The sequence below is a fragment of the Agrococcus sp. UYP10 genome (genome assembly GCF_040547205.1).
Classification (GTDB): domain Bacteria; phylum Actinomycetota; class Actinomycetes; order Actinomycetales; family Microbacteriaceae; genus Agrococcus; species Agrococcus jenensis.
The window spans coordinates 1,000,236-1,024,525 of record NZ_JBEPPG010000001.1; the positions used below are offsets into that span (position 1 = coordinate 1,000,236).

Sequence of the window (24,290 nt, forward strand, 5' to 3'; positions counted from 1 at the left end):
GGCCGCCCGAAGATGTCTGATATCTGATCCGATCACGGCGCGCCGTGGTCCCCGCGAACAAGGGAGTTCTCGTGCAGCTGAGCGAGCTGCTGGCCACCGTGCCGGCACCGATCGAGGTCGCGGCGGCCGATGTGGCCGCCGCCCGCAGCGACGACCTCGTCTTCGTCGTCCTCGACGACGACCCGACCGGCACCCAGTCCGTCGCCGGACTCCCGGTGCTCACGCGCTGCGAGGCGGAGGACCTCGACTGGGCGCTCGCGCAGCCCGCCTCCGCCGTCTACGTGCTGACGAACACGCGCTCGCTCGGCGAGGACGACGCGGCCGCGCGCAATCGCGAGGTCGTGGCGGTCGCGGTCGCCGCCGCGGCCCGCGCCGGCAAGCGCGTGTCGTTCGTCAGCCGCAGCGACTCGACGCTCCGCGGACACTTCCCGCTCGAGACCGATGTGCTGAGCGCCGCAGCTGCCGAGCACGCGGGTGCCGCCCCGCATCTGACCATGCTCGTGCCCGCGTTCCCGGATGCGGGCCGCATCACGGTCGACGCCGTCCACTACTGGGTGGTCGACGGCGAGGCGACGCCGGTGGGGGAGACCGCCTTCGCCGCGGACGCGACGTTCGGCTACCGCTCCTCCGACCTGCGCGACTGGGTGGAGGAGAAGACCGGCGGGCGCATCCGCCGCGACGACGTCGCCGCCCTGACGCTCGGCGTGATCCGCGCGGGCACCGCCGCGGTCACCGACTTCCTGCGGGCCCTGCCGGCCGGCACGGTCGTCGCGGTCGACGCCGTCGACGAGCACGACATGCGCCAGGTCGCGCTCGCGCTCCACGCCCTCGACAAGGAGGGCGTCACGACGCTCCTCCGCATCGGGCCGCCCTACCTGCGCGCCCACATCGGCCAGGAGATCGCCGAGCCCGTCACCGCCGACCGCATCGCGATGGTGCACGAGCGCGGCGGCCTCGTGGTCGTCGGCAGCCACGTGCCGCTCACGACCGCGCAGCTCGAGGCGCTGCGTGCGGACCGCCCCGACACCGTGACGATCGAGCTCGACGTGCGCTCGCTCATCGACGAGCGCCGCGAGGCGCACCTGACCGAGCGCGCGGATGCGGTCGCCCACGCGATCGCCGCGGGCACCGTCATCGTGCACACGAGCCGCGAGCTCGTCACGGGCCGCGACGGCGCCGCGAGCCTCGACATCGCCCGACGCGTGTCGTCGGGGCTCGTCGAGCTCGTCGCCCGGGTGCTCGAGGCGGCGCCGCCGCGCTTCGTCATCGCGAAGGGCGGCATCACCTCGAGCGACGTCGCCTCGGAGGCGCTGCAGATCCGCCGCGCCGAGGTGGTCGGCCCGATGCTGCCGGGCATCGTCTCGCTGTGGCAGCCGCAGGTCGGGCCCGCCGTCGGCATCCCCTACGTCGTCTTCGCCGGCAACGTCGGCGAGCGCTCGTCGCTCGCGCTCGTCGTGCGCACCCTCGCCGGCTGAGCCGTGCCGACCGCCACCCCGCCGCAGAGGAGCAGCATGACCACCACCGTCGCAGTGATCGGGCTCGGCGCCATGGGGCTGCCCATGGCGACCCGCCTCGCCGAGCGGTTCGACGTGCGGGGCTTCGACATCGCCGAGGCCCGACTCGAGCTGGCGGCGCAGCACGGCGTCGCGCCCGCGGCGTCGGCGGCCGAGGCGGTCGAGGGCGCCGAGGCGGTCATCGTCGCGGTGCGCACCGGCGAGCAGCTCCGCGACCTGCTCTTCGGCGATGAGGGCCTCGCCGAGCACCTTGCCGAGGGATCGGTCGTGATCCTCACGAGCACGGTCGGCACCGATGGCATCGCGGAGCTCGCCGCGCGGCTCGCGTCGCTCGGCGCCGCCCTCGTCGACGCGCCGCTCTCCGGTGGACCCGTGCGGGCCGGCGAGGGAGACCTGCTCATCGTCGTCGGCGCGGCGCCCGCCGCGCTCGCGACGGCCAGGCCCGTACTCGAGCAGCTGTCGTCGACGCTCTCGGTCGTGGGCGACGAGCCGGGCGACGGCCAGGCGCTCAAGACGGTCAACCAGCTGCTGTGCGGCGTGCACATCGCCGCGGCCGCCGAGGCGCTCGCGCTCGCCGATGCCCTCGGCCTCGATCGGGAGCGCACGCTCGAGGCGCTCAGCGCCGGGGCCGCCGGCTCGTTCATGCTCGGCAACCGCGGTCCGCGCGCGCTCCAGGCGTACGACGAGGGCGGCGCCGAGGTGCTCAGCCGGCTCGACATCTTCGTCAAGGACCTCGGCATCGTCGGCGACGCCGCGCGCAGGGCCCATCTGGCCGTGCCGGTGGCCGCCGCGGCCGAGCAGCTCTTCCTCCTGGGCGAAGCGCAGGGCCTCGGCGAGCTCGACGACTCGGCGGTCATCCGGGTCGTCGCGCCGACCCGTCGGAGCCACTCCCGCGAGTGACACGGGACCGGCTCGCGATCGTGCCGCGCGGCCGACCCGGTTCCGAGCGGGGATCGTCCTCCGACGTGATCGTGCCCGAGGAGCCCGGTGGAGGCATCCAGCACCTCAGAACGCGACTTCGGCGGTGTGTTCTGGCCTCCGACTCGGAGATCGTCCCGCAGAGGCGCGTTCATCGCAGCGCCGATCGCGGTTCCGGGGTAGAATCGGAGGGTTGCGCAGCCCCCGGTGGCCGCGCGGAAGGCGGACGCAGGAACGATGGCGAACGAGCAGGACGCGCAGCCCGACGACCAGACGGCGAAGCAGCCAGAGCAGGGCGACTACGGCGCCGATCAGATCCAGATCCTCGAGGGTCTCGAGGCGGTGCGCAAGCGCCCGGGCATGTACATCGGCTCGACCGGCCCACGCGGCCTGCACCACCTCGTCTACGAGATCGTCGACAACGCCGTCGACGAGGCGCTCGCGGGGCACTGCGACAACATCGAGGTCACGATCCTGCCCGACGGCGGCGTCCGCGTCGCCGACAACGGCCGAGGCATCCCGGTCGACCCGCACTCGAGCGACCCCTCGAAGTCGACCGTCGAGGTCGTCCTCACGGTGCTCCACGCCGGCGGCAAGTTCGGCGGCGGCGGATACGCGGTCTCGGGCGGACTGCACGGCGTCGGCTCCTCGGTCGTGAACGCGCTCTCGTCGAAGCTCGAGGTCGAGATCCGCCGCCAGGGCAGCGTGCACCGCCAGGCGTTCGCCGTCGGTGTGCCCGTCGGCCCGCTCGTGACCGGCGAGGATGCCGACACCACCGGCACGACGCTGACGTTCTGGCCGAGCACCGAGATCTTCGAGACGGTCGAGTTCGACTACGAGACGCTCGCGAAGCGCTTCCAGCAGATGGCCTTCCTCAACAAGGGTCTGCGCATCGCGCTCGAGGACCTGCGACCGGAGGCGCTCATCCAGCCCGATGGCGACGACAGCGCCGCGCCGGTGCAGCGCGCCGACGAGTTCCTCTACGAGCAGGGCCTCAAGGACTACGTCGCCTACCTCAACGAGTCGAAGAAGTCCGAGCCGGTGCACCCCGAGATCATCGACTTCGAGTCGGAGGACAAGGAGCGCCGCATCTCGGTCGAGATCGCGATGCAGTGGACCGGCTCCTACCAGGAAGCCGTCTACACCTACGCGAACACGATCAACACGCACGAGGGCGGCACCCACGAGGAGGGCTTCCGCGCGGCGCTCACCACGCTCGTCAACCGCTACGCGCGGCAGACGAACCAGCTCAAGGAGAAGGACGAGAACCTCACGGGCGAGGACGTCCGCGAGGGCCTCACGGCGATCGTCTCGGTCAAGCTCGGCGAGCCGCAGTTCGAGGGGCAGACGAAGACGAAGCTCGGCAACACCGAGGCCAAGTCGTTCGTCCAGCGCGTGACCGGCGAGCAGCTCGGCCACTGGTTCGAGTCGAACCCCGCCTCGGCGAAGGAGATCGTCCGCAAGGCGATCCAGGCGGGCATGGCGCGCCTCGCCGCCCGCAAGGCCCGCGAGCAGACGCGGCGCAAGGGGCTGCTGGAGTCGAGCGGCATGCCCGGCAAGCTCAAGGACTGCCAGTCGAAGGACCCGACCATCTCGGAGATCTTCCTCGTCGAGGGCAACTCGGCAGGCGGCTCGGCGGTGCAGGGCCGCGACCCCTACCGCCAGGCGATCCTGCCGCTGCGCGGCAAGGTGCTCAACGTCGAGAAGGCGCGGCTCGACCGCGCGCTCGGCAACGCCGAGATCCAGTCGATGATCACGGCGTTCGGCGCCGGCCTCGGCGAGGACTTCGACCCCGACAAGGCCAGGTACCACAAGATCGTGCTCATGGCCGATGCCGACGTCGACGGCCAGCACATCACGACGCTGCTGCTGACGCTGCTGTTCCGCTACATGCGGCCCCTCATCGACAAGGGCTACGTCTACCTCGCCGCGCCGCCGCTGTTCAAGCTGAAGTGGACGAACGCCGAGCACGAGTACGCCTACAGCGACCGGGAGCGCGACGCGATGCTCGCGAGCGGCTCGGCCTCGGGCAAGCGCATCCCCAAGGACAACGGCGTGCAGCGCTACAAGGGCCTCGGCGAGATGAACTACTCGGAGCTGTGGGAGACGACCATGGACCCGAAGACGCGCACGCTCAAGCAGGTCACGATGGACGACGCCGCGGTGGCCGACTCGATGTTCTCGACCCTCATGGGCGAGGACGTCGACGCCCGGCGCACCTTCATCCAGAAGAACGCGAGGGACGTGAGGTTCTTGGACATCTGAAGGATGTCCGAGAACCTCACGTCCCGAGCGGGTCGAGTAGCAGCCGGCGGAGCCGGCCGCGTATCGAGACACACGTGACGTCCGCACCCAACGCCCCCACAGCATCCGCACGCACCGCACCGCAAGCCAAGAACACGAGACCCCATGACTGACACCACACCCCCCGAGCCCTTCGACCGCGACGCGCCCGATCACGGCGCGATCGAGCAGGTCGACCTCCAGCTCGAGATGCAGCGGTCGTACCTCGACTACGCGATGAGCGTCATCGTCGGGCGCGCGCTGCCCGAGGTGCGCGACGGCATGAAGCCGGTGCACCGTCGCGTGATCTACGCGATGTACGACGGCGGCTACCGCCCCGACAAGGCGTTCTCGAAGTGCTCGCGCGTGGTCGGCGACGTCATGGGCCAGTTCCACCCGCACGGCGACACGGCCATCTACGACGCGCTCGTGCGCCTCGTGCAGCCGTGGAGCCTGCGCTACCCGCTCGCGCTCGGGCAGGGCAACTTCGGCTCGGCCGGCGACGACGAGGCCGCCGCCCCCCGGTACACCGAGACGAAGATGTCGCAGCTCGCCATGGAGATGGTGCGCGACATCGACGAGGACACCGTCGACTTCCAGGACAACTACGACGGGCGCACGCAGGAGCCCGCCGTGCTGCCGGCGCGCTTCCCGAACCTGCTCGTCAACGGCTCCGTCGGCATCGCGGTCGGCATGGCGACGAACATCCCGCCGCACAACCTGCGCGAGGTCGCCGACGGCGCGATCTGGCACCTCGAGCACCCGGATGCGTCGAAGGAGGAGCTGCAGGCGGCGCTGCTGCAGCGCATCCACGGCCCCGACTTCCCGACCGGCGCGCAGATCCTCGGCACCAAGGGCATCCAGGAGGCGTACCGCACGGGCCGCGGCTCGATCACGATGCGCGGCGTCGTCACGGTCGAGGAGATCCAGGGCCGCACGGCGCTCGTGGTCACCGAGCTGCCGTACCAGGTCAACCCGGACCGCCTCGCGGTGCGCATCGCCGACCTCGTGAAGGACGGCAAGCTGCACGGCATCGCCAACCTCGAGGACCAGACCTCCGGTCGCACGGGCCAGCGCCTCGTCATCACGCTCAAGCGCGACGCGGTCGCGAAGGTCGTGCTCAACAACCTCTACAAGCACACGCAGCTGCAGGAGAACTTCGGCGCGAACATGCTCGCGATCGTCGACGGCGTGCCCCGCACGCTCTCGATCGACGGCTTCATCACGCACTGGGCCGACCACCAGGTCGAGGTCATCGTGCGGCGCACGCAGTTCCGCCTCGCCAAGGCCGAGGCGCGCATGCACATCCTCGAGGCCTACCTCAAGGCGCTCGACGCGCTCGACGAGGTGATCGCGCTCATCCGCCGCTCGCCCACGACCGAGGCGGCGCGCGACGGGCTCATGGAGCTGCTCGACATCGACACCGAGCAGGCGAGCGCGATCCTCGAGATGCAGCTGCGCCGGCTCGCGGCGCTCGAGCGGCAGAAGGTGCACGACGAGGCCGAGGAGCTCACCGTGCGCATCGCCGACTACAAGGAGATCATCGCGAGCCCGGTGCGGCAGCGTCGCATCATCGTCGAGGAGCTCACCGAGATCGTCGACAAGCACGGCGACGACCGGCGCACCGAGATCATGCACGGCTATGGCGGCGACGTCTCGATGGAGGACCTGATCCCCGAGGAGCAGGTCGTCGTGAGCCTCACGAACGGCGGCTACATCAAGCGCACCCGCATCGACCAGTACCGCGCGCAGCACCGCGGCGGCAAGGGCGTGCGCGGCGCGCAGCTGCGCAGCGACGACGTGGTCGAGCACTTCAGCGTCAATTCCACGCACGACTGGATGCTGTTCTTCACGAACCTCGGCCGCGTGTACCGCATGAAGGCCTACGAGGTCGTCGAGGCCGGTCGTGACGCGAAGGGCCAGCACGTCGCGAACCTGCTGGCGTTCCAGCCGGACGAGCAGGTGCAGACCGTGCTGACGCTGCGCGACTACGCGCAGGCCGAGTACCTCGTGCTCGCGACGCGCGACGGCCAGGTGAAGAAGACCCGCCTCGAGCTCTACGACACGAACCGCACGGGCGGCATCATCGCCGTGAACCTCGCCGAGGGCGACCGGCTCATCTCGGCGATGCTCGCGGATGCGTCCGACGAGATCCTCGTGGTGACGAAGGCGGGACGCGCGGCGCGCTTCGCCGCGACCGACGAGGCGCTGCGGCCGATGGGCCGCAACACCGGCGGCGTGCGCGGCATCCGCCTCCGGGACGGCGACCAGGCGCTCGCCGCCATGGTGATCGGCGACGAGGGCTACGTGTTCGTCGTCACCGAGCAGGGCTTCGGCAAGAAGACGCCGGTCGCGGACTACCCGTCGAAGGGCCGCGGCACGCAGGGCGTCCTCACCTTCTCGTCGGGCGACCACGACCGCGGCGCGCTCGTGGGCGCGACGATCGTCGGCGACGGCGAGGAGCTGCTGCTCATCCGCGCCTCCGGCAAGGTCATCCGCTCGCACGTCGACGAGGTGCGCGCGACCGGCCGCACGACCATGGGGGTGCAGTTCGCCGAGAAGTCGACCACCGACCTCGTGATCTCGATCGCCCGCAACATCGAGCGCGAGGTCGAGGAGGAGGCGCTCGTCGACGAGGCCGCCCACGTCGAGGATCCTGCCGAGGAGGCGCTCGCCGATGAGGCTGCCACGGCCTCGGAGACCGATGGCGCTATCGTTGACGCCACGGACGCGGTCGCGCCCGAGGCCGCAGAGGCCGACGCCGACGCCACCGAGGAGACCGACGAATGAGCATCGCCGAGAAGCTGCAGAGCAAGACGCCTCGCCGCAGCGGCTCGAGCAAGCAGGTGCGCCTGCGACTCGTGCACATCGACTTCTGGTCGGCCATGAAGGTCTCGGCGGTGCTGGGCCTCGTGCTCGGCATCGTGCAGCTCGTCGTCACGTTCGTGATGTGGACGCTGCTGCAGGTCGTCGGGCTGTTCGGCAAGATCGACGAGGTGCTGCGCGACATCCTGGCGCAGCCGGACTTCGCGATCACGTCGATCATCTCGCTGCCGCAGGTGATGATGTTCACGCTGCTCGTCGCGGTGCTGAACTTCGTCGTCATCACGGTGCTCGGCGCGGTCATCGCGGCGCTCTACAACATGTCGGTGCGCATCACCGGCGGCCTCCAGGTCGGCTTCGCCAACCAGTGAGCCGGCGCGGGACCGGGTGCAGCACAGCCCGGACTTCGTGGTAGAGTCGATGCTTGTGCTCGGGGCTATAGCTCAGGCGGTTAGAGCGCTTCGCTGATAACGAAGAGGTCCCTGGTTCGAGTCCAGGTAGCCCCACCACGCACAACTCCCACGGCACGCAGGTGCCACGGGGCCTTAGCTCAGTTGGTAGAGCGCCTGCTTTGCAAGCAGGATGTCGGGAGTTCGATTCTCCCAGGCTCCACACCCAGCCCCACCCTCCGGTGGGGCTTTCGTGTTGCCAGGGGCAGTCGGCCGACCCGGTCGCGCTCCGGGCGGATGCCAGGATGGAGTCGATGGACGGGCGGATGGACGGGCGCAGGGACTGGCGCCGACGGCTGGTGAGCGCGATCCGCACGGACCCCGCGCAGCGCCCGATGACCGAGGCGCTCCTCACGATCGACGACGTCCACGCGCGCAAGGTGATCGACCTCGCGATGCGCATCGCCGAGGCGCTCACGACGGTCGGCGCATCCGCCAACGACGTGACGCTCGCGACCACGCGCGTCGCGGCCGCGCTCGGCATCCGCCCGGTGCACGTTGACATCACCTACAACTCCATCGGCGTCTCGTACCACCGCAACCACGACGACCTGCCGATCACGCTCATCCGGGTCGTCCGCGCGCCGGTGCCCGACCACGCGAAGCTCCAGCGGCTGCAGGCGCTCGTGGCCGAGATCGAGGGCGGCATCGAGCTCGAGCAGGCCCGCGCGCGGTTCCACGAGATCCGCCGCACACCCTTCCTCTACCGGCCCACGTTCGTCGTGCTCGCGCAGGGCATGCTCGCGGTCGGCGTCTGCGTGCTCTTCGGGGCGTCGTGGGTGATCGCGGCGATCGCGTTCCTGGCGTCGTGCGCCGCGGCGATGGCGCAGCGGGGCATGGCGCGCCTGCGCGTGCCCTACTTCTTCTCGCAGATCGTCGGCGCCCTCGTCGTCACCGCTGCCGCAGCGGCCACCGGCGCGCTCTCGAGCATGGGGGTGCCGCTCCTCGACGACGTGCGGCCGTCGATCATCGTCGCCGCCGGCATCGTGCTCATGCTCGCCGGGCTCTCGGTCGTGGGCGCTGCCCAGGACGCGATCGACGGCTTCGCGCTCACGGCCGGCGGGCGCATCCTCGACCTCGTGATGCTGACGCTCGGCGTCGTGATCGGCATCATCGGCGGCCTGTCGTTCGCGAGCTCGCTCGGGGCCGGCTTCGTCGTCACGAGCGAGGCGCCGGCGCTCGGCCCGCTGCCGCTGCAGCTCGCCGGCGCCGTCATCATCGCGGTCGCCGTCGCGCTCATGAACGGCGCGGGGCTCCGCGCGACGGTCGTGAGCGCGCTGCTCGGCGGCATCGCGTGGATCGGCTACACCGCCGGGATCGCCGCACGGCTCGACGTCGCGGTGGCGAGCGGGCTGGGCGCGCTGCTCGCGAGCTTCATCGGCATCGTGGTCGCCCACCGGCTCCACGTGCCGTCGATCGCCGTCACGACGGCGGCCATCGTGCCGCTCGTGCCCGGCTACGCCGTCTTCCGCGGACTGCTCGAGCTCGTGGAGTCCGACGGCAGCCCAGGGAGCCTCGTGCTGGGCGGCGCGACCCTGGTCGGTGCGGCCGCCGTGGGCATCGCGCTCGCCTCCGGCGCGTCGCTCGGGCTGTTCCTCGGGGCACCCTTCCGCGACACCGTCGAGAGCGTCGTGCGGGGCCGCGGCCGGGCGCGTTGAGCGCGCTCGAATCGCATCCACAGCAGATTCCTACTACCGTTGATGGGTCGCGATGCGTCCATCCGGCGCATCGACGACGTGCGATGCGACTGAGGGAGATGCGATGAGCGAGACGACGAGACCGGCAGAACGACCCGAGAAGCCCCGCCGGATGCCACGCCGGCAGAAGCCCCTCCACCCCGCGCTCGACGTCCCGCCCGCCCCCGCGAAGGACGCCGCAGGGCGCCCGCTCGACCGCATCGTCTTCGCCGTCGCTGCGGCCGTCGCGCTCGGCTTCGTGCTCTGGGGCGCGGTCTCGACCGGCTCGCTCGCCGTCGCCTCCGCCGCCGGCCTCGAGTGGGTCGTGCACAACACCGGCTGGCTGTTCGCGCTCGCCGCCACGGGCTTCGTGATCTTCATCGTCTGGATCGCCGCGAGCCGCTTCGGCAGCATCCCGCTCGGCGATGACGGCGAGGACCCCGAGTTCAGCACCGTCTCGTGGATCGCGATGATGTTCTCGGCAGGCATGGGCATCGGCCTCGTCTTCTTCGGGGTGACGGAGCCGGTCAGCCACCTCGTGACGCCCCCGCCGGGCACCGGCGGCGGCGACGAGTCCGAGGCGATCCGCACGGCGATGGCGACCACGATGTTCCACTGGTCGCTGCACCCCTGGGCCATCTACGCCGTCGTCGGGCTCGCGCTCGCCTACAGCGTCTTCCGCAAGCGCCGCGCGCTCACCATCTCGGCCGCGTTCACCTCGCTGCTCGGCAAGCGCACCGTCGACGGCCCCGTCGGCCGCGCGATCGACATCTTCGCGATCTTCGCGACGCTGTTCGGCTCCGCGACCTCCCTCGGCCTCGGCGCCCTGCAGATCGGCTCGGGCCTCCAGATCGTCGCCGGCATCGGCGAGATCGGCAACGGCGTGCTGGTCGCGATCATCGCGGTGCTCACGGCAGCGTTCGTCGTGTCGGCCGTGTCCGGCATCTCGCGCGGCATCAAGTGGCTCTCGAACATCAACATGGTGCTCGCCGCGGTGCTCGCCCTCTTCGTGTTCGTCATCGGCCCGACGATCTTCATCCTCAACCTGCTGCCGACGACGATCGGCGGCTACTTCGAGCAGCTCGCCGTCATGTCGGCCCGCACGGAGGCCGCCGGCGGCGAGGCGGTCGCCGCCTGGCTGTCGGGCTGGACGATCTTCTACTGGGCGTGGTGGGTCAGCTGGACGCCGTTCGTCGGCATGTTCATCGCGCGCATCTCGCGCGGCCGCACCATCCGCCAGTTCGTCACCGGCGTGCTCGTCGCCCCGACCCTCGTCTCGCTCGTCTGGTTCGCGATCTTCGGCGGGCTCGGCATCGACCTCGAGCGGGCAGGCGTCGACCTCGGCAGCTCCGGCAGCCCGGAGGCGACGCTGTTCACGGCGCTCGCCGAGCTGCCGCTCGCGCAGATCAGCTCGATCGTCGTGATGGTGCTCGTGGCGATCTTCTTCGTCTCCGGCGCGGACGCCGCCTCCATCGTCATGGGCACGCTCTCGCATCGGGGCTCGCTGCGGCCGGCGCGCAGGACCGTCATCTTCTGGGGCGTCGCGACCGGCGCGGTCGCGGCGATCATGCTGCTCATCGGCGGCGAGGACGCGCTCAACGGCCTGCAGCAAGTGACGATCGTGGCGGCGCTGCCGTTCGTCGTCGTGATGATCGGGCTCGCGATCGCGCTCACGAAGGACCTCTCGCAGGACCCCGTCGTCGTGCGCCGCGCCTACGCGTTCGCCGCGGTCGAGCAGGCGGTGGTGGCGGGCGTCACCGAGCACGGCGACGACTTCCAGCTCACCGTCGAGCAGACGGCGCCGGGCGAGGGCGTCGGCGAGATGGTGCCGACCCAGGCGATCGAGCCGACGGCGCACCCGTCCGACCCGTCGCCGGCGCCGGATGCCCCGGGCTGGCGCGGCGCGGACCGCGACGCCGCGAGGGTCGCGGCGGAGGACGCAGACGCACCCACGGCGTCGGCCGAGCGGCCCTAGGATGGCGGGATGCGCATGCGAGTGGCCGCCTACGCCCTGATCACCAGGGGCGAGGGCGACGAGCGCGAGATCCTGCTGCCGCACTGGAACGAGGGCGGCATGAGCGGCTGGACCCTGCCGGGCGGCGGCGTCGAGCCGGGCGAGCACCCGGCCGACGGCGCCGTGCGCGAGGTCAAGGAGGAGACGGGCTACGACGTCCGGCTCACGAGCCTGCTGGGCGTCGACTCCGCCGTGGTGCCGACGAGCCTCCGGGGCGACGAGATGCAGGCGCTGCGCATCCTCTACCGCGCCGAGGTCATCGGCGGCGAGCTGACGATCGAGGTCGACGGCACGACCGACGACGTCGCGTGGCACCCGCTGTCCTCCGTGCGGCAGCTGCGCCACGTGCATGCCGTCGACTGGGCGATCCGCCACCTGCACGACGCCGGATCCCCGCTGCGCTGACCGATGCATCCCCTCGTCGTCGTCGGTCTCTGCGTCATGGTGGCCAGCTGCATCGTCAGCGGCGTCGATGCGGTGCGCACCATGCGGTCGGGTCGCGAGCCAGAGCGCCGGATGCGGGCGTTCGTGCTCGCCGGCGGGCTGCTGCTGGCCGGCGGCCTGCTCGTCGTGCTCGGCGTCAGCCTCGGCTGAGCGCTGCGCAGCCGTTCACGACGAAGGGGCCCCCGCCGGATGGCGGGGGCCCCTTCGTCATGCGGAGGTCAGGCCTGCGGAGCGCCTGCCTCGGGACCGTCGGCGAGACCGCCGGAGGGCTGGTCCGTCGGGCGCGGGGGAGCGTCGATCGCGGAGTCCTCGGCGTCCGGGATCCACAGGTCGTCGTCGGCGCGGAGCGTCTGCCACGCGGCGTAGGCGGCGCTGACGACGGCGACCGAGCCGACGCCGATGAGCAGCCACTGCCAGGCGTTCGGGCCGCTCTTCTGCGCCGGGGCCGGCACGAGGTCCGGCACCGTCGTGTAGCGGCGCACGTTCTCGATCGCGCTCTTCACGCGGTCGTCCTTCGCGACCTGGGCCACCGCTGCCAGCGAGCCGAGGCCCGAGGCGATCGCGGGCACGACGGCGGCGTTCCAGCCGCGCGTGGCGCGGGAGATGCCGTCGCGGCCGGCGTCGACGCCGCGGTGCACGTACTGCTCGGCGGTGGGGATGAGCGACTCGGTGCCGTAGGCGCGAGCCTGGGCCTTCGCCTCGCGGGCGATGCGGGCGGCGTGCTGGCTGACGACGCGCTGCTCAGCCCAGAGCTTGTCGGCCTGCTTGCGGAGCTTCTTGATCTCCTTCGCGCGCTTGCGCGTGAGTTCGAGCGACATAGATGTCCTTCCGTGGTCGAAGCCTGGGCGTCATCCTTGCAGGTTTTCCTGAGCGAGTCACCCAGTCCGGCGCGGTTTCGCTGTCGTCGAACGGGCGCACCCCGCGACCTCCGGCGAGCCCCGCTGTGGGAGGATCGAGCCATGGCTCATCACACCGCTGTCGCGACGATCCGCACCAACCTCGGCGAGATCAAGGTCAACCTCCTCGGCGACCACGCCCCCAAGACCGTGCAGAACTTCGTCGAGCTCGCCACCGGCGCGCGCGAGTGGACGCACCCCGCCACCGGCGAGAAGTCCACCGCCCCGCTCTACGACGGCGTCGTCTTCCACCGGATCATCCCCGACTTCATGATCCAGGGCGGCGACCCGCTCGGCCAGGGCGTCGGCGGTCCCGGCTACCAGTTCGACGACGAGATCCACCCGGACCTCGGCTTCAACGCCCCCTACGTGCTCGCGATGGCGAACGCCGGCAAGGTCGCGGGTCGCGGCACCAACGGCTCGCAGTTCTTCATCACGACGGTCGCGACCCCGTGGCTGCAGGGCAAGCACACGATCTTCGGCCTCGTCGAGGACGCCGAGTCGCAGCGCGTCGTCGACGCCATCCAGGCGGTCCCCACCGACGGCCGCGACCGCCCGCTCGACGACGTCGTCATCGAGACCGTCGAGATCGCGCAGGTCTGATACCCCGGTGAGCGCCGCACCGCCCGCCGATCGCTGCTACCGGCACCCGAACCGGTCCAGCTGGGTCCTGTGCCAGCGCTGCGGCCGCACCATCTGCGGCGAGTGCCAGCAGCAGGCGCCGGTGGGCGTGCGGTGCCCCGACTGCGTGCGGGAGCTGCGCGCCGAGCAGCAGACGATGCTGCGCGAGACGCGTGCCTCCAACGGGGCGCCCCGCACCGCGGTCGGCCGCCGAGCGCGCCAGTGGCTCGCGCAGCCCGCGCCGGTCACGATCGCGATCGCCGTGGTCACCGCTGTCGTCGGCGTGCTGCAGATCCTGCCCGGTGACCTCGCGGAGTCGCTGCTCTTCTACACGCCGTTCTCGCTGGCAGAGCCGTGGCGCTTCGTCACCTACGCCCTCGTCCACGCCGGCGTGCTGCACTTCGCGTTCAACATGCTCGTGCTCTGGATGGTCGGACCACCGATCGAGGAGCGCATCGGCAGGCTGCCGTTCCTCGCCGCCTACCTCGTGAGCGTCGCTGGCGCCGCCGTCGCGGTCGCGTGGTTCACGCCGGCCGCTGGCGTGGTCGGCGCATCCGGCGGCATCTACGCGCTGTTCGGCATGACGATCGGCATGCAGCGGATGGTCGGGCGGGTGAACCGGTCGCTGCTCATCATCGTCGGCATCAACCTGGTCATCACGTTCCTGTTCGCGAGCATCTCGTGGCCCGCGCACGTCGGCGGGCTGCTCATCGGGCTCGCGCTCGGCCTCGGCATCGGCTTCGCCGACAAGCGCTCGAAGGTCAGGACGTCGACGGCGTCGTGGCTCGTCATCGGGGCCACCGCGCTCGTGCTGGCCGCGCTCTTCGCGGCGCGGGTCGCGACGCTGCTCTGAGGCGCGTCACGAGCTGCGCGCGCCTGCATGCGCGGCAGCCGGCAGCGAGTTGTCCACAATTCTCTCCACAGGTGTGGAGAACTACACCGGTGTAACTCGCTACTTCCAGCGGGTGGTCATGATGAAGCCGATGAACATCACGCCGAAGCCGATCACGATGTTCCAGGAGCCGAGCGACGGCACCGGCAGGGTGGTGCCGGAGATGTAGTAGACGATGACCCACAGGAAGCCCACGAGCATGAAGCCGAACATGACGGGCTTGAACCACGCGGGGTTCCGCTGCTCGTCGTGCGGGGAACGCGCCGACTTGGCTCTCGCCGTCGACGCCTTGTCGACGGACTTCTCGCTAGGGCTCATGGCAACCCATGCTAATGCAGTCGGCGCCTAGGATTGTCCTGTGGTCGGGCAGCAGCGCACGGACCGGCGCCCCCGGCGCCGGGCCACCGTGGTGAGCGTGCTCGGCGAGCTGCTGCTGACGGCGGGCGTGCTCGCGCTCGGCTACGCCGGCTGGCAGCTCTGGCTCGCCGACGCGGTGCTCGGCAGCGAGCAGCAGCAGGCCGCCAGGTCGTTCGCCGCGCAGCTCGGGCCGCTCGAGCCGGCGGAGCCGACGACCGAGGGGCTCCGCACCGACGAGCCACCGGCCGAGGCGGCGGTCGCCGACCGCGAGTCGTTCGCCGTCATGCACATCCCTCGGCTCGGCGCCTTCCAGCGAGTGGTCGGCGAGGGCACGAGCCGCGCCGTGCTCGACTCGCTCGACCAGGGCCTGGCGCACTACAGCGGCTCCGCGCAGCCGGGCGCGCTCGGCAACTTCGCGGTCGCCGGGCATCGCAACGGCCAGGGCGGCCCGTTCACCCACCTCGACGAGATGCGGGTGGGCGACCGGATCTTCGTGCAGACCGCGAACGCCTGGTACGTCTACGAGTTCCGCAACCACGAGTACGTGCCGCCGACCGCGGTGGGCGTCGTCGCGATGGTGCCGCAGCAGCCGACCACGCCCGCGGACGGCCGCTACCTCACGCTCACGACCTGCAACCCCGAGTGGTCGGCGGCCGGCCGACTGGTGGCCTACGCCACGTTCGTCGGCTGGCAGAGCGCTGCCGACGGCATGCCGCGCGAGCTCGCCGATGCGATCGGGGCTGCCTGATGTACGCCGCGCTGTGGCGCGCGCTGCCCGGCCCGTGGCCGCTGCGGCTGCTGATCGTGCTGCTGCTGGTCGCCGCCGTCGCCGCCACGCTCATCCTCCACGGCTACCCGTGGGTGATGCAGACCTTCTTCCCCACCCCTGACCCCATGCTCGAACGAGCACCGTCCGAATGAGCAGAGCCACCTCCATGACCCGGATCCTCGTCGTCGACAACTTCGACAGCTTCGTCTACACCCTCGCCGGCTACCTCCAGGAGCTCGGTGCCGAGGTCTCGGTCGTGCGCAACGACGAGGTCGACGCCTCGACGATCGGCGACTGGGATGCCGTGCTGCTGTCACCGGGACCGGGCGCGCCCGGCGACGCGGGCGTCTCGATCCCGATGGTGCACGCCGCGATCGAGCACCGCACGCCGCTGCTGGGCGTATGCCTCGGGCACCAGGCGATCGCCGAGGCGCTCGGCGGGGTGGTGACCCACGCGCCGGAGCTCATGCACGGCAAGACGAGCCTCGTCGACCACGACGACTCCACGATCTTCCACGGCCTGCCGAGCCCGCTGACCGCGACCCGCTACCACTCGCTCGCGATCGTCGACGGCACGATGCCGGAGGCGCTGCGCGTGACCGCGCGCACCGCGGGTCCCGGGGCGGTCATCATGGCGGTCGAGCACCGCGACGCGCCCGTCTGGGGCGTGCAGTTCCACCCCGAGTCGGTGCTCACGGAGGGCGGCTACCGGATGCTGGGCAACTGGCTCGAGGCGGCCGGCCTCGCGGGCGCCGCCGAGCTCGCGGCCGGCCGAGCGCCGCTCGTCACGCTCGCGCCGCCGCCCGACCACGTGGCCTGACGGCTCGCTCGGGGGCGTCAGCCCTCGTCGCCGCCGCCCTCTTCGCCGCCGTTGTCGCCGCCGTTGTCGCCACCGCCGTTGTCGCCACCCTCCGGCTCCGTCGGCGTGGCCGGGGGCTGCGTGGGCTGGCTCGGCGGTGCCGGTGCCGGCGCGGGCCGGGACTGGCCGTTGCAGTAGAGCAGCGTGATCGTGCTGCCCTGGGGATGCGCGCCGGGCGTGAGCGACTGCTCCACCACGTCGCCGCCTCGGCAGCGGGTCGTGAAGCGGCGGTCGACGGTCAGGCCGAGGGCCGAGAGCTCCTCGGCGGCCGCGGCGATCGGCCGCTCGAGCACGTTCGGCACGTCGACGAGCCCGGACGACAGCACGAGGTTGACCGTGGCCCCGCGCGCGACATCGGTGCCGGCGCTCGGGTCGGTGCTGATGACGAGGTCCTGCGCCACGGTGGACGAGTTCTCGCGGGTGACGGAGCCCACGGTGAAGCCGCCGGCCTCGAGCGCCTGCCTGGCCTGCGCCTCGCTGAGGTTCGCGACGCTCATGAGCGGCGCGGGTGGTGGACCGTTCGAGATGACGAGGGTCACGGCGGCGCCCGGGGAGACGGTGATGCCCGCATCCGGCTCCGTCCGCAGCACCGTGCCCGCGTCCGCCTCGTCGATGACGCGCCGCACCTCCGGGGTGAGGCTCGCCTCCTCGATCGCGGCGATGGCGGCCTCCTCCTCGAGCCCGGAGACCGTGGGGACCACGGTCGAGAGCCCGGCGATCGGCAGGCTGCCGCCGAGGCTGACGGCCCAGACGACCGCGCCGACGACGAGCACCCCGATGAGCGCGACCGCGGCCCACAGCCAGACGAGGTGCGGGCGACGGGTGCGCTGCACCGGCTGCTCGACCTCGGGCTCGGCGTCGTCGGCGGCGAGCGCTGCGAACATCGTCGTCGCCGCGCCGATCTCGAGCGGCGCGGTCTGCGTGCGGACGAACGGCACGAGCACGCCGGCGAGCGCGTCGTCGAGCGCCTCCTTGAACTCGGTCGCCGTCTGGAAGCGGTCGCCGCGGCGCTTCTCGAGCGCCTTCGTGACGATCGAGTCCATCTCCGGGGTGATGCCGGGCGTGATCGACGACGCGAGCGGCGGCTCCTCGGCGACGTGCTGGTACGCGACGCCCACCGCCGTGTCGGCCTCGAAGGGCGCGCGGCCCGTGAGCAGCTCGAAGAGGATCACGCCGGTCGAGTACAGGTCGGTGCGCGCGTCGACGGTCTCGCCGCGGGCCTGCTCGGGGGAGAAGTACTGCGCCGTGCCGAGGATGAGGCCGGTCTGCGCGACGTTCGCGCTCGTCTCGCTGACGGCGCGGGCGATGCCGAAGTCCATCACCTTGATCTGCCCGCCGGGCGTGACCATGACGTTGCCGGGCTTGATGTCGCGGTGCACGATGCCCGCGCGGTGGGAGTACTCGAGGGCGGTGAGGATGCCCTTCGTGATGCGCACGGCCTCGGCCTCGGAGAGCGGGCCCTCGGCGATGATGTCCTTCACCATCCGGCCGTCGACGTACTCCATGACGATGTACGGCACCGCGGCAGGCTCGCCGTCCGGTCCGACGGCCGGCTCCTCGCCGGCGTCGAAGACCCGCACGACGGTGGGGTGCGACATGCGCGCCGCCGACTGCGCCTCCTGGCGGAAGCGCGTGCGGAACTCCGGGTCGAGCGACAGCTCGGGCTTGAGCAGCTTGACCGCGACCTGGCGGTCGAGCCGGGTGTCGCGAGCCCGGTGCACCTGCGCCATGCCGCCCTGGCCGATGAGGTCGCCGATCTCGTAGCGGTCGCCGAGGGTTCGCAGCGACGCGATGATGCTGTCGGTCATCGCTGGTCCTCTCGTCGTGCGTGGCCTTCGACCCTGCTCGCGCGGGGATCCGTCGATTCTACGGCACCCGGTGGTTCAGGGCCCGTCCGTCGGCTCGACGGGCAGCGTCTCGATCGGCTCGGTCGGCGTCGGGGTGGGCTCCGGCTCCGGTTCCGGCGTCTCCTCGGCGGTGGCCGTCATGGTGAGCGCGGGCGAGGAGCCGCTCGTGAGCGTCTCGCCGTCCGGGATCTCGCAGCGGTAGACGTAGGAGACCGAGGTCTCGCCGCTCGGCACGGTCGTGAAGTCGAGCTGCGCGGTGCCGGTCTCGAACGTCTCGGTCTGGCCGTCGGGCCACACGACCGTCGCGGTGTACCCGCCGAGCGTGTAGCCGGCGGGGCAGCTCGCGGCATCCCAGACGACCGAGACCGCGTCGCCCGCCGTCACGGCGGCCGGGTCCGATCCGTCCGAGAGCCGCGGCGCCGCGGTGGGGTCGGTGATCTCCGAGACCGGGCCGTAGATCGTGCCGGTCACGGTGGAGCCCTCGACGACCGGGCCGGTCGGGTTCACCGCGTAGACGAGCCCGATGTCGGCGGGGTCGGTCGCGGGGTTGCCCGTCTCGACGTTCGCGACGAGCCCGAGGTCCTCGATCGCGCCGCGGAACTCCGTCTCGTCCATCCCGATGAAGGTCGCCTCGTCGATGTCGACCGTCGCGGCGGTGCTGTCGGTCGGCTGCTGCGACGTCTCGGTCGCGGCGGGCGGCGTCTGGTTGCCGTTCAGCAGCATCAGGGCGATCGCGACGCCGGCCGCCACGAGCAGGACGGCGAGGATCACGACGGGCCAGATCCACGGGTTCGTGCGGCGCTTCTCGGCGTCGCGCGTCGTCGTGGTCGTGCGCGTCACCGGCAGCGCGGCCGTGGCAGGGCTCGACTGCGTCGTGATGACGCGGGTCGCGGCCTGCGTGGGCGAGTCGATCGTGGCGAACGAGTCGGTGGATGCGATGCCCGGCACGATCGCCGCGGCGCCCGCGATGTCACCGCGGCGCAGCATGGTCGCCGCGCGCGAGAGGTGCGCCGCCGACGTCGGCCGGTCGGCGGGGGTCTTCGCGATGCACGACAGCACGAGGTTGCGCACCGGCTCGGGCACGGTGCCCGGCAGGTCCGGCGGCGCGTCGTTGATGTGCGCCATGGCGATCGAGACCTGCGACTCGCCCGTGAACGGCCTGCGGCCCGCGAGGGCCTCGTAGGCGACGATGCCGAGCGAGTAGATGTCGGTCGCGGGCGCGGCCTGCTGCCCCGAGGCCTGCTCGGGGGAGAGGTACTGCACCGTGCCCATCACCTGGCCGGTGGCCGTGAGCGGCACCTGGTCGGCGATGCGGGCGATGCCGAAGTCGGTGATCTTGACCCGGCCCTCGGGGGTGATGAGCAGGTTCCCGGGCTTGATGTCGCGGTGCACGAGCCCCGCCTGGTGCGCGGCGTGCAGCGCGGCAGAGGTCTGCGCGACGATGTCGAGCACCTTGTCGGCCGAGAGCGTGCGGTCGCGGTCGAGGATCGCGCTGAGCGGCTCGCCCGGCACGAGCTCCATCACGAGGAAGGCGCTGCCCTCCTCCTCGCCGTAGTCGAAGACGTTGGCGATGCCCTCGTGGTTCACGAGCGCGGCGTGCCGGGCCTCGGCGCGGAAGCGCTCGAGGAACCCGGGATCGCCCATGTACTCGTCCTTGAGGATCTTCAGCGCGACGGTGCGGCCGATCACCTGATCGGTCGCCTGCCACACCTCGCCCATGCCGCCGATGGCGATCCGGCTCGACAGCTGGTATCGCCCACCGAAGGTGAGTCCGCTGGAAGGTCTCATGAGTTCAGCACCGCCTCGATCACTGCTCTCCCGATTGGCGCGGCGATCACGTTTGAAGTATCACCGACGATGTTCTCATCTGGCACGACCACGACGGCCACCGCCACGCTCCGATCGTCCAGCTCTCCGTAGCCCGTGAACCACAGGTTGAACGGCTCGTTGTTCTCACCGGTCTCCGCGGTGCCGGTCTTGCCGCCCACGGTCACGCCCGGTATCTGCGCGTTCGTCGCGAGCCCCTCGTTGACCGCGAGCTCCATCGCGGCGCGCATCTCGGCGGCCGTGGCCGACGACACGGGGTTGCCCATGATCGTCGGCTCCGGGTCGTCGAGCACGTCGAGGTTCGGCGCCAGCACCCGGTCGACCATGTTGGGCCGCATGAGCGTGCCGTCGTTCGCGATCGCCGCGGTCGTCATCGCGATCTGCAGCGGCGTCACGCGCACGTCGAACTGGCCGAACGAGGTGAGCTGCAGCTGCGACGGGTCCAGGTCGCTCGGGTACCTGCTGGGCTGCACCGAGACCGGGATGTCGAGGTCCTGGCCGTAGCCGAACGCGGCGGCCTGCTCGGCGATCGCGTCCTCGCCGAGCTCCTCGCCGAGCAGCGCGAACGGGATGTTGCACGACAGGCTCAGCGCGGTCTCGAGGTTCACGCGCTCGCCCGGCCCGCAGGTGGTGCGCGAGGCGTTGCGGATCTCGGTCGACGTGCCGGTGAGCGTGAGGGTCTCGGGGTTGTCGAACTCGGAGTCGAGCGTGTAGCGGCCCGACTCGAGCGCCGCGGCGAGCACGAGCACCTTGAAGACCGAGCCGGGGAAGTAGAGGTCGCCCGCGATCGCGCGGTTCTGCAGCGGCTGCTCCGGGTCGTTCAGCAGCTGGTTGTAGGTGTCGGTGACGGCCGCCGTGTCGTGCAGGGCGAACGCGTTCGGGTCGAAGGTGGGGCTCGAGTACATCGCGAGCACGTCGCCCGTCTCGGTGTCGAGCGCGACGACCGCGCCCTCGCGCGAGCCGAGCGCATCCGCCGCCGCCTGCTGGGCGGCGCTCGAGATCGTCAGCTCGACCGACGAGCCTGCCGGGTCCTGACCCGTGAGGGTCGCGACGATCTGGTCGAGGAACTGGCTGTTCGCCGTGCCCGTGAGCTCCTCGTTCATGGCGCCCTCGATGCCGGTGTTGCCCTGGCCGAGGGTGTTGTAGCCGGTGACCGGCGCGTAGAGCGCGCCCAGCGGGTACTCGCGCTGCCACTCGTACTCGTCGTCCGACGGCGTCGAGAGCGCGACCTGCACGCCGTCGACCACGATCGAGCCGCGCTCGACGGCGAACGAGTCGCGGAGCGTGCGGGTGTTGCGCGGGTCGCCGTGCAGCGCATCCGCCTGCACCGCCTGGATCATCGTCGACGAGCCGAAGAGGCCGACGAACATGATGAGCAGCAGCGTGCTGATGCGGCGGATCGGCCGGCGCATGCTCTGCTCCGGGTCCGGGTTGCTGGTCATGCGATCCCCCTTCCGCGCACCGAGTCGCTCAGCCGCAGCAGCAGCGCGACGATGAGCCAGTTGGCCAGCAGCGAGGAGCCGCCGGCGGCGAGGAACGGCGTCGTGAGGCCTGTGAGCGGGATGAGCCTCGTGACGCCGCCCACGACGATGAACACCTGCAGGCCGATCGCGAAGGCGAGGCCGATCGCGAGCAGCTTCGTGAAGTCGTCAGGACCCTGGAAGCCGACGCGCACGCCGCGCGAGACGAGCACGAGGTACAGCGCGAGGATCGCGAAGATGCCGGCGAGGCCGAGCTCCTCCCCGAGCGACGGGATGATGTAGTCGCTGTTGGCGTAGGGCGTGATGCCCGGCCGGCCGAGGCCGAGGCCGGTGCCGAGCAGGCCGCCGTGCGCCATGCCGAAGACGCCCTGCACGATCTGGAACGAGCCGCCGGTCGCGCCGTAGACGTCGGCGTCGAACGCGTGGATCCAGGCGTGGATGCGGCGCTGCACGTAGCCGAGCGTGAAGTAGGCGGCGACGCCGCCGAGCGCGACGAGGCCGACGCCGATGAGCATCCACGAGCGGCGCCCGGTCGCGACGTAGATCATCACGAGGAAGAGCCCGAAGTAGAGCAGCGAGGTGCCGAGGTCGCGCTGGAACACCAGCACGAGCATGCACATCGCCCAGACGATGAGGATGGGCCCGAGGTCGCGCAGGCGCGGGAACCGGATGCCGAGGAAGCGCTTGCCGACCACCGAGAGCGAGTCGCGCGCGGTCATGAGGTAGCCGGCGAAGAAGATCGCCAGCGCGATCTTCGCGAGCTCGCCCGGCTGCAGCGAGACGAGGTCGCCGACGCCGATCCAGACGGTCGCGCCGTTGATCGTGCGGCCGATCCCGGGCACGAGCGGCAGGATGAGCAGCAGGATCGCGACGGCCATCGCGAGGAACCGGTAGCGGGCGAGCACGCGATGGTTGCGCACCACGACGATCGCGACGATCGCGACGATGATCGCCATGCCGGTCCACGCGATCTGCCGCATCGAGGCGGCGTCCCAGCCGGTCACGCCCTCGTCGATGTCGATCCGGTAGATCATCGCGATGCCGATGCCGTTGAGCGCGGTCACCACGGGCAGGATGATCGCGTCCGCCTCCCGCGCGACGACGCGCAGCGTGATGTGCAGGGCGAGCGTGAGCACGCCGAGCCCGGCGGCGAGCTGCAGCGGGAACAGGTCGACGCGCTGCAGCGCGCCGAGCTGCACGAGCACCATGGCGCCGCCGGCGATCACCCAGGCGATCACGAGCAGGAACAGCTCCAGGTTGCGCAGCTTCGCGGGGTTGCGGATGCGCACCTTGATGGCCTCGGTCACGTCGCGCAGCTGCACGATGCCGGTCTGCAGCGCGTTCGAGGCGGTCCGGTCGGACGGTGTCGTCTGCTGCGTCATGGCGATCGCTCCAGTCGCTCGATCACGGCTTCGGCGTCGGCCAGCGAGTCGGCGGAGATCGTCTGCTCCACGCTGCGGCGGTTGAAGGGGGTGAGGTCGTCGACCGCGATGTCGGTCTCCTCGACCTGCGTCGCGAGCACGATCGGCCCGATCTGCTGCTGGATGCCCTGGTAGATCGCGACGTTCCCCGCCTCGTTGACGCCGACGAAGTAGCGGTCCTGCGTCCAGGTGTAGAAGAGCACCGAGAGGATGCCGATGCCGATCACGGCGAGGGCGGCCCCGACGCTCCAGCTGATCCGCCGGTTGCGCCGCATGCGGCGCTGCTCGGCGAGCAGCTCCTGCAGGAACTCCTCGCTCTCGGGCTCGAAGTGCTCGAACGCCGGCTGCTGGCGCGACTGGCGCGGGTGCAGCAGCAGCTGGCCGAGCGACACCGAGGTCCGCTCGGGCTCGACCGCCTCGTACGAGATGGGGGCGGCGGCGGAGCCGACCGTCGTCGGCTCGATCGACGAGCGGCGGCGCTCGTCGATGTCGCACAGCACGACCGTGACGTTGTCGGGGGCGCCCCGCGAGAGCGCCTCGTTGACGAGCCGCTGCACGGTCGACGGGGTGTCGAGGCCCTGCTCGAGGATCGCTCGCAGGCGCTCCTCGTCGACGTAGCTCGACAGGCCGTCGGAGCAGACGAGCCACCGGTCGCCCGGGAGCGCGTCGTGGACGGCGGTGTCGATCTCCGGGTCGGTCTCAACGTTGCCGAGCACGCGCATGACGACGTTGCGCCGCGGGTGGTGCTCGGCCTCCTCGCGCGTGATGCGCCCGGCGTCGACGAGACGCTGCACGAAGGTGTGGTCGGTGGAGATCTGCTCGAGCGCGCCGACCCGGTAGCGGTAGATGCGGCTGTCGCCGATGTGCGCGAGGCCGATGCGGTCGCCGACCCGGATGATGCCCGAGCCGGTCGTGCCCATGCCCGAGAGCTCCGGGTGCTCGACCATCGCCTGCTGGAGCGCGTCGTTGCCGGTGCGGAGCGCCTGGGCGAGGGCCGCGGCCGCCTCCTCGGCGGTCGCGTACTCGCGGTCGGCCTCGCGTGCCTTGCGGGTCACGATCGCGCTCGCGACGTCGCCGCCAGCGTGGCCGCCCATGCCGTCGGCGACGAAGCACAGGTAGGTCCCGGCGTAGCCGGAGTCCTGGTTCTCCGAGCGGATCCTGCCGACGTGGCTGATCGCGGCCGCGAGCGGTGTGCTCAA

At 71.4% G+C, this 24,290-nt stretch carries 21 protein-coding genes and 2 tRNA genes; 16 read left to right on the forward strand and 7 right to left on the reverse strand.

Features of this window, described 5'->3' with window-relative positions; translation table 11 throughout:
- The first annotated feature begins 71 nt into the window (after window positions 1-71).
- The 11 genes from ABIB37_RS04965 to ABIB37_RS05015 all read left to right on the forward strand — a co-directional run bounded on the left by ABIB37_RS04965 (window position 72) and on the right by ABIB37_RS05015 (window position 12,271).
- Entirely contained in the window at window positions 72-1,475 is a 1,404-nt protein-coding gene (locus tag ABIB37_RS04965; RefSeq protein ID WP_354257475.1) for a four-carbon acid sugar kinase family protein, read from the forward strand.
- 36 nt (window positions 1,476-1,511) lie between these two features.
- On the forward strand, window positions 1,512-2,414 hold the full coding sequence (locus ABIB37_RS04970) for an NAD(P)-dependent oxidoreductase (RefSeq protein ID WP_354257477.1): 903 nt from the start codon (window positions 1,512-1,514) through the stop codon (window positions 2,412-2,414).
- Window positions 2,415-2,669: 255 nt separating this feature from the next.
- Window positions 2,670-4,697: a DNA topoisomerase (ATP-hydrolyzing) subunit B gene (gene gyrB, locus ABIB37_RS04975; protein WP_354257479.1), complete on the forward strand. Its 2,028-nt coding sequence runs from the start codon at window positions 2,670-2,672 to the stop codon at window positions 4,695-4,697.
- A gap of 144 nt (window positions 4,698-4,841) precedes the next feature.
- The gene (gene gyrA / locus ABIB37_RS04980) at window positions 4,842-7,505 is read left to right on the forward strand and encodes a DNA gyrase subunit A (RefSeq protein ID WP_354257481.1); all 2,664 of its coding nucleotides are present in this window, start codon (window positions 4,842-4,844) and stop codon (window positions 7,503-7,505) included.
- Window positions 7,502-7,909 carry a DUF3566 domain-containing protein gene (locus ABIB37_RS04985; protein ID WP_354257483.1) on the forward strand — a complete coding sequence of 136 codons (408 nt, stop codon included), beginning with the start codon at window positions 7,502-7,504 and terminating at the stop codon, window positions 7,907-7,909. The genes gyrA and ABIB37_RS04985 overlap by 4 nt, the downstream gene beginning before the upstream one ends.
- A 61-nt stretch (window positions 7,910-7,970) precedes the next feature.
- A tRNA-Ile gene (locus tag ABIB37_RS04990) sits at window positions 7,971-8,047 on the forward strand.
- A gap of 30 nt (window positions 8,048-8,077) precedes the next feature.
- Window positions 8,078-8,150 (forward strand) — tRNA-Ala (locus ABIB37_RS04995).
- A gap of 91 nt (window positions 8,151-8,241) precedes the next feature.
- On the forward strand, window positions 8,242-9,645 hold the full coding sequence (locus tag ABIB37_RS05000) for a threonine/serine exporter family protein (RefSeq protein WP_354257486.1): 1,404 nt from the start codon (window positions 8,242-8,244) through the stop codon (window positions 9,643-9,645).
- Window positions 9,646-9,796: 151 nt separating this feature from the next.
- Entirely contained in the window at window positions 9,797-11,638 is a 1,842-nt protein-coding gene (locus ABIB37_RS05005; protein WP_354257489.1) for a BCCT family transporter, read from the forward strand.
- A 9-nt stretch (window positions 11,639-11,647) separates the two neighbouring features.
- A complete protein-coding gene (locus ABIB37_RS05010) occupies window positions 11,648-12,082 on the forward strand; it encodes an NUDIX hydrolase (RefSeq protein ID WP_354257491.1) in 435 nt (144 codons plus the stop codon).
- A 3-nt stretch (window positions 12,083-12,085) separates the two neighbouring features.
- Complete coding sequence (locus ABIB37_RS05015) at window positions 12,086-12,271, forward strand: hypothetical protein (protein WP_354257494.1); 186 nt, start codon at window positions 12,086-12,088, stop codon at window positions 12,269-12,271.
- 68 nt (window positions 12,272-12,339) lie between these two features.
- Here the strand turns inward: ABIB37_RS05015 and ABIB37_RS05020 are convergent, their stop codons facing one another.
- On the reverse strand, window positions 12,340-12,939 hold the full coding sequence (locus ABIB37_RS05020) for a hypothetical protein (protein ID WP_354257496.1): 600 nt from the start codon (window positions 12,937-12,939) through the stop codon (window positions 12,340-12,342).
- A gap of 141 nt (window positions 12,940-13,080) precedes the next feature.
- Between ABIB37_RS05020 and ABIB37_RS05025 the strand changes: the two genes are divergently transcribed.
- Entirely contained in the window at window positions 13,081-13,620 is a 540-nt protein-coding gene (locus ABIB37_RS05025; RefSeq protein WP_123696661.1) for a peptidylprolyl isomerase, read from the forward strand.
- Between the two features lie 7 nt (window positions 13,621-13,627).
- Entirely contained in the window at window positions 13,628-14,491 is an 864-nt protein-coding gene (locus tag ABIB37_RS05030; protein ID WP_354257499.1) for a rhomboid family intramembrane serine protease, read from the forward strand.
- A gap of 99 nt (window positions 14,492-14,590) precedes the next feature.
- On the opposite strand, the gene ABIB37_RS05035 is transcribed toward ABIB37_RS05030, so the two are convergent.
- Entirely contained in the window at window positions 14,591-14,848 is a 258-nt protein-coding gene (locus ABIB37_RS05035; RefSeq protein ID WP_123696659.1) for a cell division protein CrgA, read from the reverse strand.
- Window positions 14,849-14,888: 40 nt separating this feature from the next.
- On the opposite strand from ABIB37_RS05035, the gene ABIB37_RS05040 reads away from it, so the two are divergent.
- From ABIB37_RS05040 to ABIB37_RS05050, 3 genes are read left to right on the forward strand one after another with little or no spacing between them, the layout of a single operon-like run.
- A complete protein-coding gene (locus tag ABIB37_RS05040) occupies window positions 14,889-15,635 on the forward strand; it encodes a class E sortase (protein WP_354257502.1) in 747 nt (248 codons plus the stop codon).
- On the forward strand, window positions 15,635-15,808 hold the full coding sequence (locus ABIB37_RS05045; protein ID WP_354257504.1) for a hypothetical protein: 174 nt from the start codon (window positions 15,635-15,637) through the stop codon (window positions 15,806-15,808). The genes ABIB37_RS05040 and ABIB37_RS05045 overlap by 1 nt, the downstream gene beginning before the upstream one ends.
- A gap of 14 nt (window positions 15,809-15,822) precedes the next feature.
- Window positions 15,823-16,476 carry an anthranilate synthase component II gene (locus tag ABIB37_RS05050; RefSeq protein WP_354257507.1) on the forward strand — a complete coding sequence of 218 codons (654 nt, stop codon included), beginning with the start codon at window positions 15,823-15,825 and terminating at the stop codon, window positions 16,474-16,476.
- Window positions 16,477-16,493: 17 nt separating this feature from the next.
- Here the strand turns inward: ABIB37_RS05050 and pknB are convergent, their stop codons facing one another.
- The 5 genes from pknB to ABIB37_RS05075 form a co-directional block, all read right to left on the reverse strand.
- Window positions 16,494-18,323, reverse strand: coding sequence for a Stk1 family PASTA domain-containing Ser/Thr kinase (gene pknB / locus ABIB37_RS05055; protein ID WP_354257510.1), 1,830 nt, complete (start codon window positions 18,321-18,323; stop codon window positions 16,494-16,496).
- Window positions 18,324-18,398: 75 nt separating this feature from the next.
- On the reverse strand, window positions 18,399-20,150 hold the full coding sequence (locus ABIB37_RS05060) for a protein kinase domain-containing protein (protein ID WP_354257512.1): 1,752 nt from the start codon (window positions 20,148-20,150) through the stop codon (window positions 18,399-18,401).
- Window positions 20,147-21,631 carry a peptidoglycan D,D-transpeptidase FtsI family protein gene (locus ABIB37_RS05065; protein WP_354257515.1) on the reverse strand — a complete coding sequence of 495 codons (1,485 nt, stop codon included), beginning with the start codon at window positions 21,629-21,631 and terminating at the stop codon, window positions 20,147-20,149. The genes ABIB37_RS05060 and ABIB37_RS05065 overlap by 4 nt, the downstream gene beginning before the upstream one ends.
- Window positions 21,628-23,052: an FtsW/RodA/SpoVE family cell cycle protein gene (locus ABIB37_RS05070; RefSeq protein ID WP_354257517.1), complete on the reverse strand. Its 1,425-nt coding sequence runs from the start codon at window positions 23,050-23,052 to the stop codon at window positions 21,628-21,630. The genes ABIB37_RS05065 and ABIB37_RS05070 overlap by 4 nt, the downstream gene beginning before the upstream one ends.
- The gene (locus tag ABIB37_RS05075) at window positions 23,049-24,290 is read right to left on the reverse strand and encodes a PP2C family protein-serine/threonine phosphatase (protein ID WP_123696653.1); all 1,242 of its coding nucleotides are present in this window, start codon (window positions 24,288-24,290) and stop codon (window positions 23,049-23,051) included. Before ABIB37_RS05075 ends, ABIB37_RS05070 begins: the two co-directional genes overlap by 4 nt.